The organism is Lactococcus sp. dk101 (assembly GCF_009601055.1).
Lineage (GTDB): Bacteria > Bacillota > Bacilli > Lactobacillales > Streptococcaceae > Lactococcus.
On sequence record NZ_WITI01000018.1, the window covers coordinates 1 to 15,483 of the forward strand.

The 15,483-nt window shown below is 37.3% G+C and carries 19 protein-coding genes; 14 read left to right on the forward strand and 5 right to left on the reverse strand.

Translation table 11 applies throughout. The features are described from left to right. The first annotated feature begins 429 nt into the window (after positions 1-429). Both GHI45_RS10270 and GHI45_RS10275 read left to right on the forward strand, forming a co-directional pair. Positions 430-1,056: an AEC family transporter gene (locus tag GHI45_RS10270; RefSeq protein WP_228386067.1), complete on the forward strand. Its 627-nt coding sequence runs from the start codon at positions 430-432 to the stop codon at positions 1,054-1,056. Between the two features lie 60 nt (positions 1,057-1,116). Further along, positions 1,117-2,247: a cation:proton antiporter gene (locus GHI45_RS10275; RefSeq protein WP_147780734.1), complete on the forward strand. Its 1,131-nt coding sequence runs from the start codon at positions 1,117-1,119 to the stop codon at positions 2,245-2,247. 27 nt (positions 2,248-2,274) lie between these two features. Here GHI45_RS10275 and GHI45_RS10280 read toward each other — a convergent pair whose 3' ends face one another. The 3 genes from GHI45_RS10280 to yycF are packed head-to-tail and all read right to left on the reverse strand — an operon-like array spanning position 2,275 to position 5,214. Next, complete coding sequence (locus GHI45_RS10280) at positions 2,275-3,087, reverse strand: MBL fold metallo-hydrolase (protein ID WP_147780733.1); 813 nt, start codon at positions 3,085-3,087, stop codon at positions 2,275-2,277. A gap of 2 nt (positions 3,088-3,089) precedes the next feature. Then, entirely contained in the window at positions 3,090-4,520 is a 1,431-nt protein-coding gene (locus GHI45_RS10285) for an ATP-binding protein (RefSeq protein ID WP_147780732.1), read from the reverse strand. Next, positions 4,513-5,214 (reverse strand): response regulator YycF, encoded by a 702-nt coding sequence (gene yycF, locus GHI45_RS10290; protein ID WP_147780731.1) that lies wholly within the window; start codon positions 5,212-5,214, stop codon positions 4,513-4,515. The genes GHI45_RS10285 and yycF overlap by 8 nt, the downstream gene beginning before the upstream one ends. A gap of 224 nt (positions 5,215-5,438) precedes the next feature. Here yycF and tmk point away from each other — a divergent pair, with 224 nt between their 5' ends. From tmk to mvk, 6 genes are all read left to right on the forward strand, one after another. Continuing rightward, complete coding sequence (gene tmk, locus GHI45_RS10295) at positions 5,439-6,068, forward strand: dTMP kinase (RefSeq protein WP_147780730.1); 630 nt, start codon at positions 5,439-5,441, stop codon at positions 6,066-6,068. A gap of 18 nt (positions 6,069-6,086) precedes the next feature. Next, on the forward strand, positions 6,087-6,971 hold the full coding sequence (locus GHI45_RS10300; protein WP_147780729.1) for a DNA polymerase III subunit delta': 885 nt from the start codon (positions 6,087-6,089) through the stop codon (positions 6,969-6,971). Continuing rightward, positions 6,961-7,743, forward strand: a complete 783-nt coding sequence (gene ricT, locus GHI45_RS10305; protein WP_147780728.1) for a regulatory iron-sulfur-containing complex subunit RicT — start codon at positions 6,961-6,963, stop codon at positions 7,741-7,743. The genes GHI45_RS10300 and ricT overlap by 11 nt, the downstream gene beginning before the upstream one ends. Then, positions 7,736-8,065, forward strand: a complete 330-nt coding sequence (locus tag GHI45_RS10310) for a DNA replication initiation control protein YabA (RefSeq protein WP_147780727.1) — start codon at positions 7,736-7,738, stop codon at positions 8,063-8,065. Before ricT ends, GHI45_RS10310 begins: the two co-directional genes overlap by 8 nt. Further along, entirely contained in the window at positions 8,062-8,928 is an 867-nt protein-coding gene (rsmI, locus tag GHI45_RS10315; RefSeq protein ID WP_147780726.1) for a 16S rRNA (cytidine(1402)-2'-O)-methyltransferase, read from the forward strand. The genes GHI45_RS10310 and rsmI overlap by 4 nt, the downstream gene beginning before the upstream one ends. Before the next feature lie 143 nt (positions 8,929-9,071). After that, the gene (mvk, locus tag GHI45_RS10320; RefSeq protein WP_147780725.1) at positions 9,072-10,004 is read left to right on the forward strand and encodes a mevalonate kinase; all 933 of its coding nucleotides are present in this window, start codon (positions 9,072-9,074) and stop codon (positions 10,002-10,004) included. A 95-nt stretch (positions 10,005-10,099) separates the two neighbouring features. Here mvk and GHI45_RS10325 read toward each other — a convergent pair whose 3' ends face one another. Further along, on the reverse strand, positions 10,100-11,299 hold the full coding sequence (locus GHI45_RS10325; protein ID WP_147780724.1) for a site-specific integrase: 1,200 nt from the start codon (positions 11,297-11,299) through the stop codon (positions 10,100-10,102). A 51-nt stretch (positions 11,300-11,350) separates the two neighbouring features. After that, positions 11,351-11,845, reverse strand: a complete 495-nt coding sequence (locus GHI45_RS10330) for a helix-turn-helix domain-containing protein (RefSeq protein ID WP_147780723.1) — start codon at positions 11,843-11,845, stop codon at positions 11,351-11,353. A gap of 141 nt (positions 11,846-11,986) precedes the next feature. Between GHI45_RS10330 and GHI45_RS10335 the strand changes: the two genes are divergently transcribed. From GHI45_RS10335 to GHI45_RS10360, 6 genes are all read left to right on the forward strand, one after another. After that, entirely contained in the window at positions 11,987-12,178 is a 192-nt protein-coding gene (locus tag GHI45_RS10335; protein ID WP_147780722.1) for a hypothetical protein, read from the forward strand. Positions 12,179-12,363: 185 nt separating this feature from the next. Further along, positions 12,364-12,549 (forward strand): DUF1655 domain-containing protein, encoded by a 186-nt coding sequence (locus tag GHI45_RS10340; protein ID WP_187230123.1) that lies wholly within the window; start codon positions 12,364-12,366, stop codon positions 12,547-12,549. Between the two features lie 133 nt (positions 12,550-12,682). Further along, on the forward strand, positions 12,683-12,961 hold the full coding sequence (locus tag GHI45_RS10345; protein ID WP_147780720.1) for a hypothetical protein: 279 nt from the start codon (positions 12,683-12,685) through the stop codon (positions 12,959-12,961). A 5-nt stretch (positions 12,962-12,966) separates the two neighbouring features. Further along, positions 12,967-13,209: a hypothetical protein gene (locus GHI45_RS10350; protein WP_147780719.1), complete on the forward strand. Its 243-nt coding sequence runs from the start codon at positions 12,967-12,969 to the stop codon at positions 13,207-13,209. Then, positions 13,206-13,766, forward strand: coding sequence for a hypothetical protein (locus GHI45_RS10355; protein WP_147780718.1), 561 nt, complete (start codon positions 13,206-13,208; stop codon positions 13,764-13,766). Before GHI45_RS10350 ends, GHI45_RS10355 begins: the two co-directional genes overlap by 4 nt. Next, complete coding sequence (locus tag GHI45_RS10360) at positions 13,759-15,330, forward strand: hypothetical protein (RefSeq protein WP_147780717.1); 1,572 nt, start codon at positions 13,759-13,761, stop codon at positions 15,328-15,330. Before GHI45_RS10355 ends, GHI45_RS10360 begins: the two co-directional genes overlap by 8 nt. The last annotated feature ends 153 nt before the right edge of the window (positions 15,331-15,483 follow it).

The window sequence follows — 15,483 nt, forward strand, 5'->3', positions numbered from 1 at the left end:
CAAAAACGACTTCGAATGAAGTCGCTCGTATTGAAACTTGGATGAATCACTATCCAAGAAAAATGTTCAAGTATCAGACACCTTTTCAGATGTTACAGGGTGGCTAGATTAAATTTGCAATTTGCCTTTATTTAGAAAATGGTCATCAATGACAAAAATTATTTTGAATGCCGTCAGTTTTTTACTGACAATTTTACTGGCATTTTTCTTGAAAAAAATGGGGGTGCTGAAGCAAACGGATGGCGAAAGAGTCTCTAAAATCGTTATATTCACGACACTTCCGGCAACAATTATTGTTTCTTTAAATGCCTTTCAAATCACTTCTACCGTTTGGATTTTGATGAGTTTGGGTTTGATTTTTAATCTGCTTCTTATTTTTGTTGGTTATTTACTTGGGAGAAAAAATCGACTGTTGAGCGTGGTTTTTATATGTTCAATATTGGAGGATACAATCTGGGGAATTTTGCAATTCCTTTTGTGTCCAGCTTTTTTCCACTTGCCATTCCATTTATTGCCATGTTTGACATGGGAAATTCATTTATGGTAGCGGGGACAACACAGGCGATTGTCGAAACGACTGCCCAACAAAAAAAGCATGGTTTTGATTTACGAGATCCGTTGAGAATTTTGCTAAAAAGTCCTCCGTTTGTTGTCTATTTGCTGATGATTATTCTTGCGATTTTTAAGATTAAAATTCCAATGGAAGTCCTTGCTCCGTTCACATTTATTTCTCATGCGAACTCCTTTTTATCGCTCTTTATGATTGGACTTTTCATGCAAATTTCCTTTAAAAAGTCAGGACTTGCAGTTATTGGGCGTGTTTTAGTTTATCGTTATTTATTTGCAGGAATTTTAGCCTCATTCGTTTATTTTTGTTTGCCTTTTGAACATTTGGTAAAAATTGTTTTGGTGCTCGTTTTATTGACGCCTATTTCATTTTTGACCACCATTCAGGCAACGCAATTTGGAGTGGATGAAGGCGAAGCAGGTTTTGCAAGCAGTCTTTCCATGATTATTTCATTAGTACTCATGAGTGCTGTCGTTCTTTTTCTGTAATTTTTACGAAAATAATGAAAAACGGTTAAATTTCAAAAAGAAGTTTGGTATAATTATAATATGACAGATATTTTTCAAATTACATTAATTTTGATTGCATCCCTCATTGCGACCCTTTTGTCACGCAGGCTAAAAATCCCTGCGGTCATTGGGCAAATGCTTGTGGGAATACTCTTAGCACCCTCTGTTTTAGGATGGGTTCAAGGTGGACATACCATTGAAGTCATGTCAGAGATTGGTGTTATTTTGCTCATGTTTCTAGCAGGTCTGGAAAGTGATTTGACGGTATTGAAGAAGAATTTTAAACCGTCCATGCTGGTTGCCGTCTTGGGCGTCATTGTGCCACTCATCTGCTTTAGTATCGCGGCTTTATGGCTTGGGAAAGACTTGTCCACAAGTTTCTTCTATGGGATTGTTTTCGCTGCGACTTCCGTTTCAATTACGGTTGAAGTCCTTCAAGAATATGGAAAGTTATCCACACGGGCTGGAAATATTATTTTAGGCGCTGCAGTCGTTGATGACATCTTGGCAGTGCTGATTTTGTCCATCTTTACAAGTTTTAAAAATGGTGGTTCAAACTTGTGGCTTCAATTTGGCTTGGAAATTCTATTCTTTGTATTCTTGGTCTTTGTCCACAAAATCATTCCAAAAGTTTGGAAATTTGTGGATAAGCTACCGATTTATGCCAAGAATACAACCGTTGCATTAATACTTTGTTTGGGCTTGAGTTTATTGGCTGATAAAGTGGGAATGTCTGCGGTTATCGGAAGTTTCTTTGCCGGGATTGCAGTCAGCCAAACCGAGGTATCAGACAAAATCGAAGAATACACGTCGGCCATTGGATATGTCTTTTTCATTCCAATCTTCTTCGTATCCATTGCCATATCCATCCAATTTGAGAGCCTTATCCATCATCCATTTATCATCTTGATTTTTACTGTTTTGGCAGTACTGACAAAGATAATCCCTGCGTATTTTGCAGGAAAAATGTCACATTTATCCACAGATGAAAGTTTGTTGGTTGGGACAGGAATGGTTTCGCGGGGAGAAATGGCGCTTATCGTTGCTCAAATTGGGCTGGCGAGTGCTGTCATTACTGACGAAGTTTATTCTGAATTGGTCATTGTCATCATCTTGGCGACAATCATTGCCCCATTCCTTATCAAATGGGCCATTAAGAAAGAAAAATAAAAAACTTATCCACATGGATAAGTTTTTTTAAATGTCGTAAAGTTTGGTTGCATGTTCATGACTGGTGTCAATGACATGAACTTCACGTTTTGTATCAACGTCATGCTGCTGTAAATAGCCGTCCATTGTCATGTGGGCTAATTCTTTGATGTTGTTGTGTAAACTCAAATGTCCCAAAAAGATACGTTTGGTTTGATTGCCTAAAACATCAAAAGCAGCAGCTGCACCATCTTCATTTGATAAATGCCCGCGGTCACTCAAAATACGTTGTTTGGTACTCCACGGGTAGGGGCCATTACGTAACATTTCAACCTCGTGATTGCTTTCCATCAAATAAGCATCTGCATTCTCAATCACGCCTCGCATCCGGTCGCTGACATAGCCTGTATCGGTCAATAAGACAAAAGATTTATGGTCTTTCATGAAGCGATAAAATTGAGGAGCAATGGCATCATGGCTGACACCAAAACTTTCAATGTCCAAATCGCCAAAAGTGATGGTTTTACCCATTTCAAAAATATGTTTTTGTTCATCGGCAATTTTACCGACCATATTTTTACTGTCAATCTCGCTCCAGGTTTGCTCATTTGCATAAACATCAAGTCCGTATTTACGTGCGAGAACGCCAATTCCTTTGATGTGGTCACTGTGTTCATGAGTAATCAAAAGCGCGTCCACATCGTGAATATCTCGCCCAATTTCACTCATCAAACTTTCAATTTTTTTTCCAGATAAACCAGCATCAACAATAATTTTCTTCTGTGGAGTTTCCAGATAAAAGGAATTCCCAGTCGAACCAGAGGCTAAAATGGAATATTTGAAACCATTATTTTCATTCATTTTTATTCAAAATCACTATCTAAACCATCGTCCCAATCATGGTTGACATCCAAATCAACACATGGAAGAGTAATGATAAAACTTGTTCCCATTCCAACGCCTTCAGATTGTGCCTCAATCGTTCCACCATGCAGAAGCAAAATGTTTTTAACGATTGAAAGTCCAAGTCCTGTGCCGCCAGTTTGACTATTTCTTGCCTCATCAACGCGGTAAAAGCGTTTGAAAATATTTGGCAAATCACTCTTTGGAATTCCCATACCCTGATCTGAAATGGTTAAAATCAGTTGTTTTTCTTTCAGCTTCAGACTGACCTTGATTTCGCCACCTTCTGGTGAATATTTCAAGGCATTCCCGATAATATTGTCAATCACTTGTGTCATTCGGTCGGTGTCAATCTCAAGCCAAACGGGTTCATCAGGGAAGTCCGTTACAAATTTGAAATCACCAGTAAATGAATTTAAAGGATTAGATTTGGCAATGCGGGATAAACGTTGGAGTTGGAAGTCCAAATAATCTACGAAATTAATCAGTTCTTTATTTAATTCTAATCTTTCCTGATCAATACGAGATAAGGTCAATAGGTCAGTAATCATGCGAATCATTCGATTGGTCTCGTTAAGGCTGACATCAATGAAAGAATGCGCGATTTCTGGATCAGATAAGGCTCCATCTTCCAAAGCTTCTAAATAAGCCTTTACAGAGGTTAAAGGAGTCCGCAACTCATGGGAGACATTTGATACAAATTGTTTTTGTTCACGTTCAATCTTTTCTTGGTCTGTCTTATCATGCAGGACAGCGATAATCCCAGAAATAAAGCCGGACTCACGACGGAAAAGGACAAATTTGACGCGTAAAAAAATCGGATCACCAACATGATTGATTGAAGAGATTACGATTTCAGGTTCTTTTTCTAATAATTCGTAGAAGGTGAATGTTTCATCAAGATGAAGTGCTTTCGTGATGGATTGCTCCATCAGTTCATAAGAGCTTCGGCTGAGGTAATTCTGTGCAGCAGTATTTGCTAGAATTATATTTCCTTGACGGTCTGTTGCAATGACACCGTCAACCATATAAGTCAAAATACTGTCCAGCTGGTTACGCTGGCTTTCTAAATTATTTTTCGATAAAGAGATACTTTTTCCTAAATACTGAACTTTATCCACAAGATCGAGTGCCTGTTCCTCGTTTTCTTTGAGTTGTTCAGCTTCCAAATCATTGTCAATCAGCCGATCGAGTTGGTTTGAAGCCTTGGTCAACATTCGAGAAGGACGAGCCAAAATCAAGCAAATGATAATCAGAGAAGTAAAGTAATAGATGAAAAAATCAAAGATGTCTTTAGAAAAATAGTTGTAATCTTTGACAAATAAGAAGACAAAAAGAAGTAGATGTGTAACTACTCCTTTGAAAAGTAAAGAATGAACAATTTTATTCATGCGGGCTACTCATATAATATCCAACACCACGACGTGTAGATACATATTGAGGACGACTTGGTGTATCTTCTACTTTTTCGCGTAAGCGACGAACAGTCACATCGACTGTACGAACGTCGCCAAAGTAGTCATAGCCCCAAACTGTTTCAAGAAGGTTTTCACGAGTGATTACTTCACCAATATGTTGAGCAAGATAGTACAAAAGTTCAAATTCACGGTGTGTCAAATCCAATTGTTTGTCGTATTTATATGCGGCATAATGTGTTGGATTGATACGCAAGTTTCCAACAACCAATTCTTTTTTAGCTGAATCTTGAGATTCAACGGCAGAAGAAGTGATACGACGGAGATTTGCTTTGATACGTGCTAAAAGTTCACGATTTGAGAATGGCTTTGTGACATAGTCATCAGCGCCAAGTTCAAGTCCAATAACTTTATCGAATTCGCTGTCTTTGGCAGAGACCATGATGATTGGAACTTCAGAAGTTTTTCTGATTTCACGAGCTACATCAAGTCCGTCAATTTTTGGCAACATCAAGTCAAGCAAGACAAGATCAGGGTTTTCTTCTTTGAAAACCTCAAGTGCTGCTTCACCGTCAAAAGCGGTAACAACTTCGAAACCTTCTTTGGTAAGGTTAAATTTTACAATATCTGAGATGGGTTTTTCGTCATCTACAACGAGAATCTTTTTCATTAGGATTCCTTTCAAATAAACATAGATCACTTCTTATTATACTCCTTTTTGTTTCATTTTGCAATTTTTATGTAACATTTTAGAAAATTTACGATATATGAGAAATCAGAAAGGAGTTATTGATATTTAAGACGGCTTTTTGTAAAAAATGTTTGACATTACAAAGGAGCATAAAAGGCGATACGAACGTGCTAAAAACGACCTTTTTTGATATAATAGTAATTATGAATGGAATATTTATTTCCCTTGAGGGACCAGATGGCGCAGGGAAGACAACCGTCTTAGAGGCAGTCTTACCCATGCTAAAAAAATTAAGCCCAGAAATCGTTGCAACACGTGAACCTGGTGGTGTTCGAGTGGCCGAAGAAATCCGTCAGGTCATCTTGAATCCAGAAAATACAGATATTGACGCGAAAACAGAGTTGCTACTGTTTGCAGCTGCACGACGTCTTCACTTACAAGTCAAAGTTTTGCCCGCATTGAAGGCGGGAAAACTTGTCATTGCTGACAGATTCATTGATTCGTCAGTAGCATATCAAGGTTTTGGACGTGATTTGGGATTGGCACCTGTGGAGTGGTTGAATGAATTTGCGACAGACGGCTTGAAACCAGATTTGACGCTTTATTTTGATATTGACACAGATGCTGCCCTTGAACGCATCAGAAAAAATCGTGCAAACGATATGGATCGCCTGGATATGGAACGTGCAGAAATGCACCATAAAGTTCGTCAGGGCTACTTGGAAGTCGTTAAGTCAGAACCTGATCGCTTTGTTACCATCGATGCAAGTCAACCTTTGGACGCTGTCATTGCTGACACTTTTGCAGCCATCACAGACCGATTTTTTAAATAAAATAAAGAAAGGAGTTTCATGAAGATTAGAGAAATTCAGCCACAACTTATTCAAGAGTTTACTCAAGTTTTGCAAAGCAATCATTTAAGTCATGCTTATTTATTTGCTGGTGGCTTTGGCAATTTTGAATTGGCAATTTGGCTGAGTCAAGCACTTTTTTGTGAGACTCCAAATGACAATACGCCGTGTGGAAATTGTCGGGCGTGTCGTTTGATTGAGGAGGGAACCTTTGCGGATTTACATCTTGTTGAACCAGAGGGACATACCATCAAGACGGCGCAAATTCGCGAATTAACGACGGTATTTAATGAATCTGGTTACGAAAGTAATCGAAAGGTCGTCATCATTCGTGATGCGGAAAAGATGCATCAAAACGCAGCGAATGCCTTGTTGAAATCAATCGAAGAACCTGAGGGCGAAATCTATATTTTCTTATTAACAAAAAATGAGAATTTGATATTGCCGACGATTCTATCTCGAACACAGGTCGTTAAATTTCCAAAAAATGTAAACTTTTTTAGTGAAAGTTTAGAAAAAGCTGGGGTGTTGAAGACGCAAGCAGAGCTTCTTGCTCGCGCATTTGATTCGATTGATGAAGCTTTGAAAATCGCACAAACTGCTTGGTTTTCAGAAGCCTTCAATAAATGCGACCAGTTTGTCAAACTGCTTAAAACAGCCCCTGACGATGCCTTTTTATATCTGTCAGCACTGACAGACAGTTTTGATGATAAGGAAAAACAGCAACTTTTCTTTGATTTACTGCTTCAACTTTTATATCAAGAAAGAATGATTGACAAAGTCGAAAATACCTTTAAAGCCGTTAAAATGTGGCAAAGTAATGTCCGCTTTGAATCTTGTTTAAATTATATTGTTTTAGAAAGTGAGCGTGTTTATGATAATTGAAATTAAATTTTCTCATGGGGAAAGCAACATCTTTATTGAGAGCAATGAGGCTGTCAGCTCTCAGGAAACAGTCATTTTTAGAACAGAAAAAGGTCAAAATTACGGAAAAGTCCTCCGTTCCTTGCCAGATAATGCTGCCGTTGAAACAACAGCGCAGCTGGTTCGCATTGCCAATCAAGATGATTTTAACCGCATTGCATTGATTGAGCAGGAATCGGCAGAAGCAAAAGAAATTGTTGCGGAAACGGTGGCTGAGATTGGGCTTGAAATGAAAATTATCTCAGCAGCATTCAATCTTGAAAAAAGTCAAATTTTCATTGCCTTTACGGCTGAAAAAAGAGTTGATTTTCGAGAACTTTTGAAAGAACTCGCGGTAACCTTCCGTTCAAGAATTGAACTACGTCAAGTTGGCCCGCGTGATGCGGCTAAAATTTACGGTGGTGTTGGGCCTTGTGGCCGTCCACTTTGTTGCTCGGAATTCATTTATGAGTTTCCAAATGTCTCAATCAAGATGGCAAAAAATCAGACGCTTTCACTTAAACAAAGCAAGTTGAATGGCATGTGTGGGCGATTGATGTGTTGCCTGACTTACGAAGATGAATTTTACAAGGAAGCGCAGGTCAATTTTCCTGATTTTGGACAAACCATTACAACTCAAGATGGCACAGGACGTGTTATCGGATTAAATATTCTTAAAAACCAGATTACAGTAAAATTTGAAAATAGCATCATGGATTATGATGTGACAGAACTAGAGGGCGTTCATGGCTGATAAAAAAGAAATCCTAGAACAATTAAATACACTTGAAGATGCGTTAAACGCAACCTTGACTCAAGTTTCAGCAATTCGCCAAAGTTTAGATGATTCACAAAAAGAAAATGCAACCTTAAGAATGGAATTAGAAAAAGTTCGGGAGCATTTAGCAGAATTAGAAAAACATGAGATTGAAGAAAAAACAGAATCAAGTGATGAACCAAATCCAACATTGATCAATATCTTTAACGAAGGTTTTCACGTTTGTCACCTGCATTATGCAGAACGTCTTGATGAAGGCGAATCATGCTTAGATTGTTTGGAGTTACTTTACCGATGATAAATATTCAACGTTCATTTAAGGGCGAAAAAACAGCAGGAAAACTCTATCTTGTGCCAACACCGATCGGAAATATGCAGGATATGACCTTACGTTCGTTAGAAACATTGAAAACAGTGGATTTGATTGCGGCTGAGGATACCCGAAATACACAAAAATTGCTCACTCATTTTGAGATTAAGGTGCCACAAGAATCTTTCCATGAACATAATTCTTATGAAAAAATTCCTAAATTACTTGAATTTTTACAATCTGGTAAATCAATTGCTCAAGTTTCAGATGCAGGCATGCCTTCTATTTCTGACCCAGGACATGATTTGGTCGTGGAAGCCATCAAACTTAATATTGATGTTGTAGCCTTACCAGGAAGTTCTGCCGGTATCACGGCTTTGATTGCCTCAGGATTAGTGCCACAGCCGCATATTTTTTATGGCTTTTTGCCTCGCAAAGCCAGTGAGCAAAAGAAATTTTTACAGACCAAACTTGCTTATCCTGAAACACAGATTTTCTACGAAAGTCCTTATCGGGTAGCAGACACGCTTGAAAATATTTCTGCAGTTTACGGTGACCGTCAAATCGCCTTGGTTCGAGAGCTTACCAAGATTTACGAAGAATATCGCCGCGGAACCATTTCTGAGGTTCTTCAATCATTAGAAGAACAGCCGATAAAAGGGGAATGCCTGATCATTGTTTCAGGAAATGATGGTATGGATGTAACTCCTCTCACCCTTGAAACAACGCCCTTGGAAGCCGTTCAAGCTTTAATCGAAGCTGGTGAAAAAACAAACACTGCAATCAAGCAAGTCGCAAAAGAACGCGGACTTAATCGCCAAGAACTTTATGCACAGTATCATGAATTATAAAATCCTCTAACAGATGGGATTTTTTCTTTGAAAATCTGAAAGAAACCGCTAAAAATCGCATTTTAAAAACTAATACTTGCTTTTCTTTCATATTTTTTATAAAATTATTCAGTACGTTTTGTACTTACAGGAGATTATTCTGAATGACTACACATAAAGTGGGCACTGGGTTCGCTCATTCCAAATTAATATTGATTGGTGAACACGCAGTTGTTTATGGACAGCCAGCGATAGCACTCCCAGTTACCATTTTGAAGACTACAGTGACGATTTCAAGTATTCGCGCTGGTCAATATATTGAAAATAGCGAATCTCGTAGAAGACTAGATTTGATGGGCGATGAATTTGAAGGCGTTCGTCAATTAATTATAAAATTATTGCAAAAATTTGAAGCACCTCGACTGACTTTCTCTTTGGAAATTGATTCAAACATTCCTCAAGGACGTGGTTTGGGGGCTTCAGCAGCCTTAGCTACAGCAACGACACGTGCTTTTTTTGATTTCTTTGATGAAGACTTATCTGACGAAGAATTACTCTATTTTGCAAATTTCTCAGAAAATATCACGCATGGGCGTGCTTCAGGGATTGATGTGGCAACAGTTAATTCAGAATTGCCACTTTGGTTTATTAAAAATCAACCAATGGAGCAAATCAATCTGCAAATGTCAGGTTTTCTTGTCATTGGAGATACTGGGGTGCATGGCTTTACCAGCCAAGCTATCAGCATTGTCCGTGAACGTTTAAGTGAAGAAAAAGAAAAAACGATCAATCAGATAAGCCAACTCGGCGAACTTGCGACGGCTTCAAAAGAATTTTTGACAACAAATCAGCTCAAAGCCTTGGGAGATGTAATGACCAATGCACATCATATTTTGAATGATTTGGGCGTTTCTCATCCTCGACTTGATGATATGGTTAATATTGCCATGTCAAACGGCGCTTTGGGTGCTAAATTGACAGGATCAGGTTTGGGTGGTGTCATGGTGGCTTTAGCGTCAACAGAGCAAGATGCCATTAACATTAGCCAAAAACTTCTTAAAAGTGGGGCTAAAAATACATGGATTTACTCATTTTAAAATAGCAAATAAGAATAGCCCCTTGCTGTCACTAGCTTAGAGGGCTTTTTCTTTTTGATAAAAATAATTTAACAGAGCTTTTAACAGAGTTTGAGTTAGAAATTTGCATAATTTGCAAAAAGTTCAAGCTCTTTTTCTTTTTTTTCATTTTCAAGATGAGAGTATAAGTCAATGGTCATTTGTAGAGTCGAATGTCCTAATCGTTCTTGAATAACTTTATAAGTCATTCCTGAATTAATACATAGGCTAGCATGTGAATGACGGAAAGCATGGAATGAAAGTAGTTTAATTCCAGCATTATTTTCTGCAATTATCAAGCTATTACGGAGATCAGTATAGTTTCGAACTGTACCTCGGCTAGTCGGAAATACTAAATATTGTTGCGGATTTCCTAATTTCATAAAATGTTGCTTTTGAAAAATAAACCAATGATGCATAGTTGCTATAGCTTTACTATCAATCTTGATTGTTCTATTACTTTTGTTTGTTTTAGGTGAGTCTTGTATTAGATGATGAGAGACGGTTGTTTTACTAATTGATACGGTCGAGTTTTCAAAATCAATATCTGACCAATATAAAGCCATAGCTTCTCCGATACGTATTCCAGAGGCGATTAGTAAGCGTAGAAGTGCGTTCAGGTATTCATCTGACCAATTATGCCTATTTTTCCTTTCGAGTGTAGAGAAGAGAGAAGAAAGCTCCTCTTTAGTATAAAAATTTATTTCTTTTTTTGTCTTTTCAATTTTTACTTTAGGAACAATTACAGCTTGGCATGGATTGGACTCAACTAAGCCTAACGATATTGCATGCTTGAATATCCTACTGATAACATTTAGATGTAGCTTATAATCCTTAGAGTTGCCTACTTTTCGTTTTCTTGCACCATTTATTGGGGCAGAAGCAATTTTTGACCATTCAATGACTTGCTTTTGAAGCATAGAAGTAGTGATTTTTGAGATTTGTTTTTTACCAAAGCTAGGTAGGATATATGTATCTAGAGTTGACCTCATTTGTCGAATGGAGCCAGCCTTTCTTTCTAGTTGGTAAATACTGAAAAAACTTTCAGCAACCTCGCTAAATAACTTATTAGAAACGGTTCTTTTACTAGAACCGTTCTTTTTGAATTCAGCTTTTTGCCGTTCAAATTCAAGTTTGACGCCTGTTTTTGTTCGGCTACGGATATCTGTTTTGATTTGTTTTCCTGTATTGGCATCAGTACCAATATATGCACCACGCAAGATATAACGCTTGTCTCCTGCTTTTGTTTGATATTCTTTGATGTTTAGTTTATTCATATTTAGTCCTTTTAGTTACGCACCACACGCAGAATTGAGGATATGAATGTTTTAAATTTTTTCTTTTCTATTTTGTTCTTGAACTAGTAATCTACCGTACTCCAGCCACTTTTCATTGTTTTCATTAGATAAATCGGTTGCTAAATTATTTGCAACTTCTATATATCTGTCTCTAGGATCAGGGATTATTTCTTCATAATTCTTTAAAACACCACCTAAGGCAAAGGTCTGCTTAAGTTCGGGGGTTGGATTAAAATCATATCTGAGATTATCGATAATTGTTCTGCGAGATTTTTCAAATTCTTCGATTGTATCAAATCCCTGAACTTCCTCTTTTCTTATATTTGTAAATCCCAGCAGATAAGGAACAGAAACATCGAAAATGTCAGCTAATTTTTGCAATTTATCAGGTTTTGGAACGACTATCCCATCTTCCCAATTAGTTATTGTTGTTTGAGATTTTAATTCCATTTTTGAAGCTAGCTCTTTTTTATTTAAATTGCTTTTAATTCTTTCTTGTTTTATCCGATCAGATGTAATGGTCATAGGCTTCTCCTTTATTATTTAATTAGATTGTATCATAAAACTAAAAACAATTCCATTTTTTTTGGAGCTAATCCTTGACAATCCAAAAATAATGGAATATAATTATCTTATCCAATAAAAATGGAGTTGAAAGGAGAAACCATGAACTTAATAACCAATGATATTTCGAAAGCGGTTCGTCGAAAAAGAGCTGATTTATGTTTATCGAAAAAAGATGTTTGTGAAGAAATCAATATTTCTTTTAAGACCTATTATAAGATTGAAATTGGTGGATTAGAAGTGAAAAATAATGTCTATCAAAAAATCACACAATGGCTGGCTAAAGATTATTAAACTCAATTAAACTACCACACGCAGAATTGAGGACATGAAAAGAGAGTGACAATAGATAGAAAAAATGGCGCAAAAAAAAGCCCCTGAAGTTTGGCGACGAACGGAGCTTTCAATCAGAATTTAAAGAGTTGAATAGGTAATTCATTCTTTATATTCATTATACCATAATGGAGAAAAATTTATTTATGAAATTGCAGTTTTTATTGACAGATGAAATAGCAAGCCAGCTCATGGAATTGCTTAAAACAGTAACAAAGCATCACATTAGCACAGAACGCACTGAAACATTATTTGACCACCGCAGAAACGTAGTAACATTCACACTTAAAAATGAAGGTGTATTGGTGGAATTCGTGGGAGGTGCCGCATGAGATACAAAAGAATGACTGTAAGACATTGTGACATTGATGATTGGTGGATAGCTATCAAGTGCTTGGGATTGATTGCAGTAAATAACAACTACAGGCCAAAATTTAAAATGAAACTAAACAGAGGAGGAAAGAAATGAGTATTGTATTTGAACCAAGTCAACAATCTGAACAATTTTATTTTGAAAAATTATATGAAGATTTTTCAAAGTATTATAAAAAAAGACTAGATCAGGAACGCCCTTTTCCATACGTTAAGCAATCTGATTTGATGAAAGAGTTAAATATTTCAACGAGTTATATGCCTAAGCTAATTAAAGCAGGCCTTAAAAGAGTTGTTCTTGAAGAAGATGATAGAACAGTCTGGTATAGTAAAAAGCAATTAATTGAGCTTTTCGACAGCTTGGCGGAGTAGATAATATGGATAATAACATCATTATCGCTTGTCCATTTGTAGCTGGAATAGAGTCCAGTGGAATGGAACAACTCAAAGCAGAGTTTGAAACGTTGACGGTTAAGCAAGTCAATATCAGAGACAGCTTACATCTTGAGCCAGTTGGTTATGACTTTAGTTATAAGGTGTATCGAGCAGGTACCCGGTACGAGGGAGAACATGAGGGCGGAGAAATAAGCCTATTTGATGAGCTAGAGGTATTCTTATGAGATTACTTTCAATTCGAATTAAGAAAGAAACAGCCAAACTGGCAATGACAGGAGCTGGGGAGACTTCAATCTTTCAAAAGGACGATTTTTACAACTACATCTACCTAGAGCCAAAAGGTATGAATTATGACTGCTTTTATAATGGCTTGATTGATATTAGACCTTACAACCATTGGCAACACGAAAGCATGATTGAGGGCTTTTCACGAGCGCACACAGCTTTAATTAAAGAGCCTTCCAAACAGTTCGTTTCTTTTTTACATGAGCTTAGAAGGCAAGAGATTGAGCAAAACACAATCACCTACCAACAGAGTCAGTTTGAACGCTTTAAAGACAAAATCATTCTTAATCATGGCTTTGGGAGCGCAGAGAATTTAACACGCTTCATCTTGTTAGGAAAACAGGAGGGCTGGTCATATTTCATGTTGACCATGTGGGCAGTTTCTGAAATCAGCGTTACAACTCAAGGAGAACAGAAAACAGAACTGTTATCCAATTATATCGACATTTCAAATTATTATTTCAACGAAAAAGAAAAGGAGGTGCTCATTGCCTGAATTCAATCAAAAAAAGGCTTTAGAGGTGCTGACACCGCAAGTACAAGAGCTTCAAAATAATAAAGGCGAACAAGTAACCAATAACAGCACTCAAGACGAACAAGAGGACGAAAAAAAAGAGCGCCACCTTGCCACAGAATTAAGAGATTTAATCCTTAATCAAAAAATAGAGTTTGCGATTGATGAAGTGAAAAAGCCTTATGCAAAAATAAAAATAGCTGATCATTATGAAATCCATGCCATTAATTCGCAATCATTCAAAGACATTATGATTGAACTGGCTGAAAAGAAGTTTGAACGTGTCATCTCTAAAGCAACGTTAGAAAGTGCCTTAGAAAGTATCAGTGCTAAGGCAAGGCGGAGTAAAAACTTTAAGCCCATTTCAATAAGAGTGAAATATCTTCCACAGGAACAAAAGATATATCTTGACTTGTGTAACGATGCCTGGGAAATTGTAGAAATTAGTAAGGACGGCTGGCAAGTTTTGTCTGACTCTCCCATATGGTTCAAACGGACAGACGACATGGACGAACTCCCTCAACCAAAGTATGACACTCAAAACAAAGAAAATCTTAATCGATTAAAGAAATATATAAACTATTCGACAGACAATAATTTTGATTTATATGTGAGTTGGTTATTGAGTAACTTGCTTACTGATACAAGTGTACCTATCCTAATCTTACAGGGAAGTGCTGGAGTGGGGAAGTCGTTCACAAGTGAATTGCTTCGTACCATAATAGATCCTGTCAGAACATTAAAATCTATCTCACGAGTAAAACCAAAGATGGAAGAGATTGTTCTTGATACTTCAAAAAATCGTATCTTGGTCTATGACAATTTGTCTGCTGGTACAATCACTGCCGAGTTATCTGATTTATTTGCGACGATAGCGACTAATTCCGCAACTTCAAAACGCGCCTTATATACCGATGACGGTCAAGTCATTGTAAAACTTGGACGGAGCCTCTTATTCAATGGTATTGATGATTTGGTTAAAAGACAGGATTTACTAAGTCGTTCAATCGTTGTAGAACTTGAAGAGTTAAAAGAACGTAAAGCAGAACAGGAATTAAGAAAGGGATTTGAATTAGACCACCCATTTATTTTAGGAGCATTGCTTAATGTGGCGAGTATGGCATTAAAAAATCAAGGAAAGTCAAATTTTAACAAGAGCCGTTTTACGGACTGGGGGAGATTTGTGGAAGACGGCTCTACTTCGCTTGATTGGGAAGCAGACCATTTCAGTACGATTTATCTTAACAATATCTCACAAGCACAAGAAACATTGATTCAATCCAACTATTTTATTCTAGGCTTGATTGAAATCCTTGACCAAGAATATACTGGGAGTATTTCTTACTATGCCGTTCCATTAATTGACAAAATAAATAGCTTTGATTTTATTCCAAACAATTTACCAAATGGGATTATTCCACACCCTCAAAAAATAAAAGAGCGACTTAATCGAGATAAAGCCTTATTAAATCAATCAGGGATATCGTGGAAACATTCTATTAAGGCTGGAAAAACACTCTATACATTCAAAAGAGAAAAGTCTTGACACGCTAGACCACCTAGACCACCTAAAGTCTGTGATTGGCTGGTATCACTCGTTTTGCAGTAGGTGGGCTAGAGGTGGGCTAGAAAAGAGCTAGGTGGGCTAGAGGGTGTAGACCACCTGAACAAAATGCTAGACCACCTGTAGACCACCTAA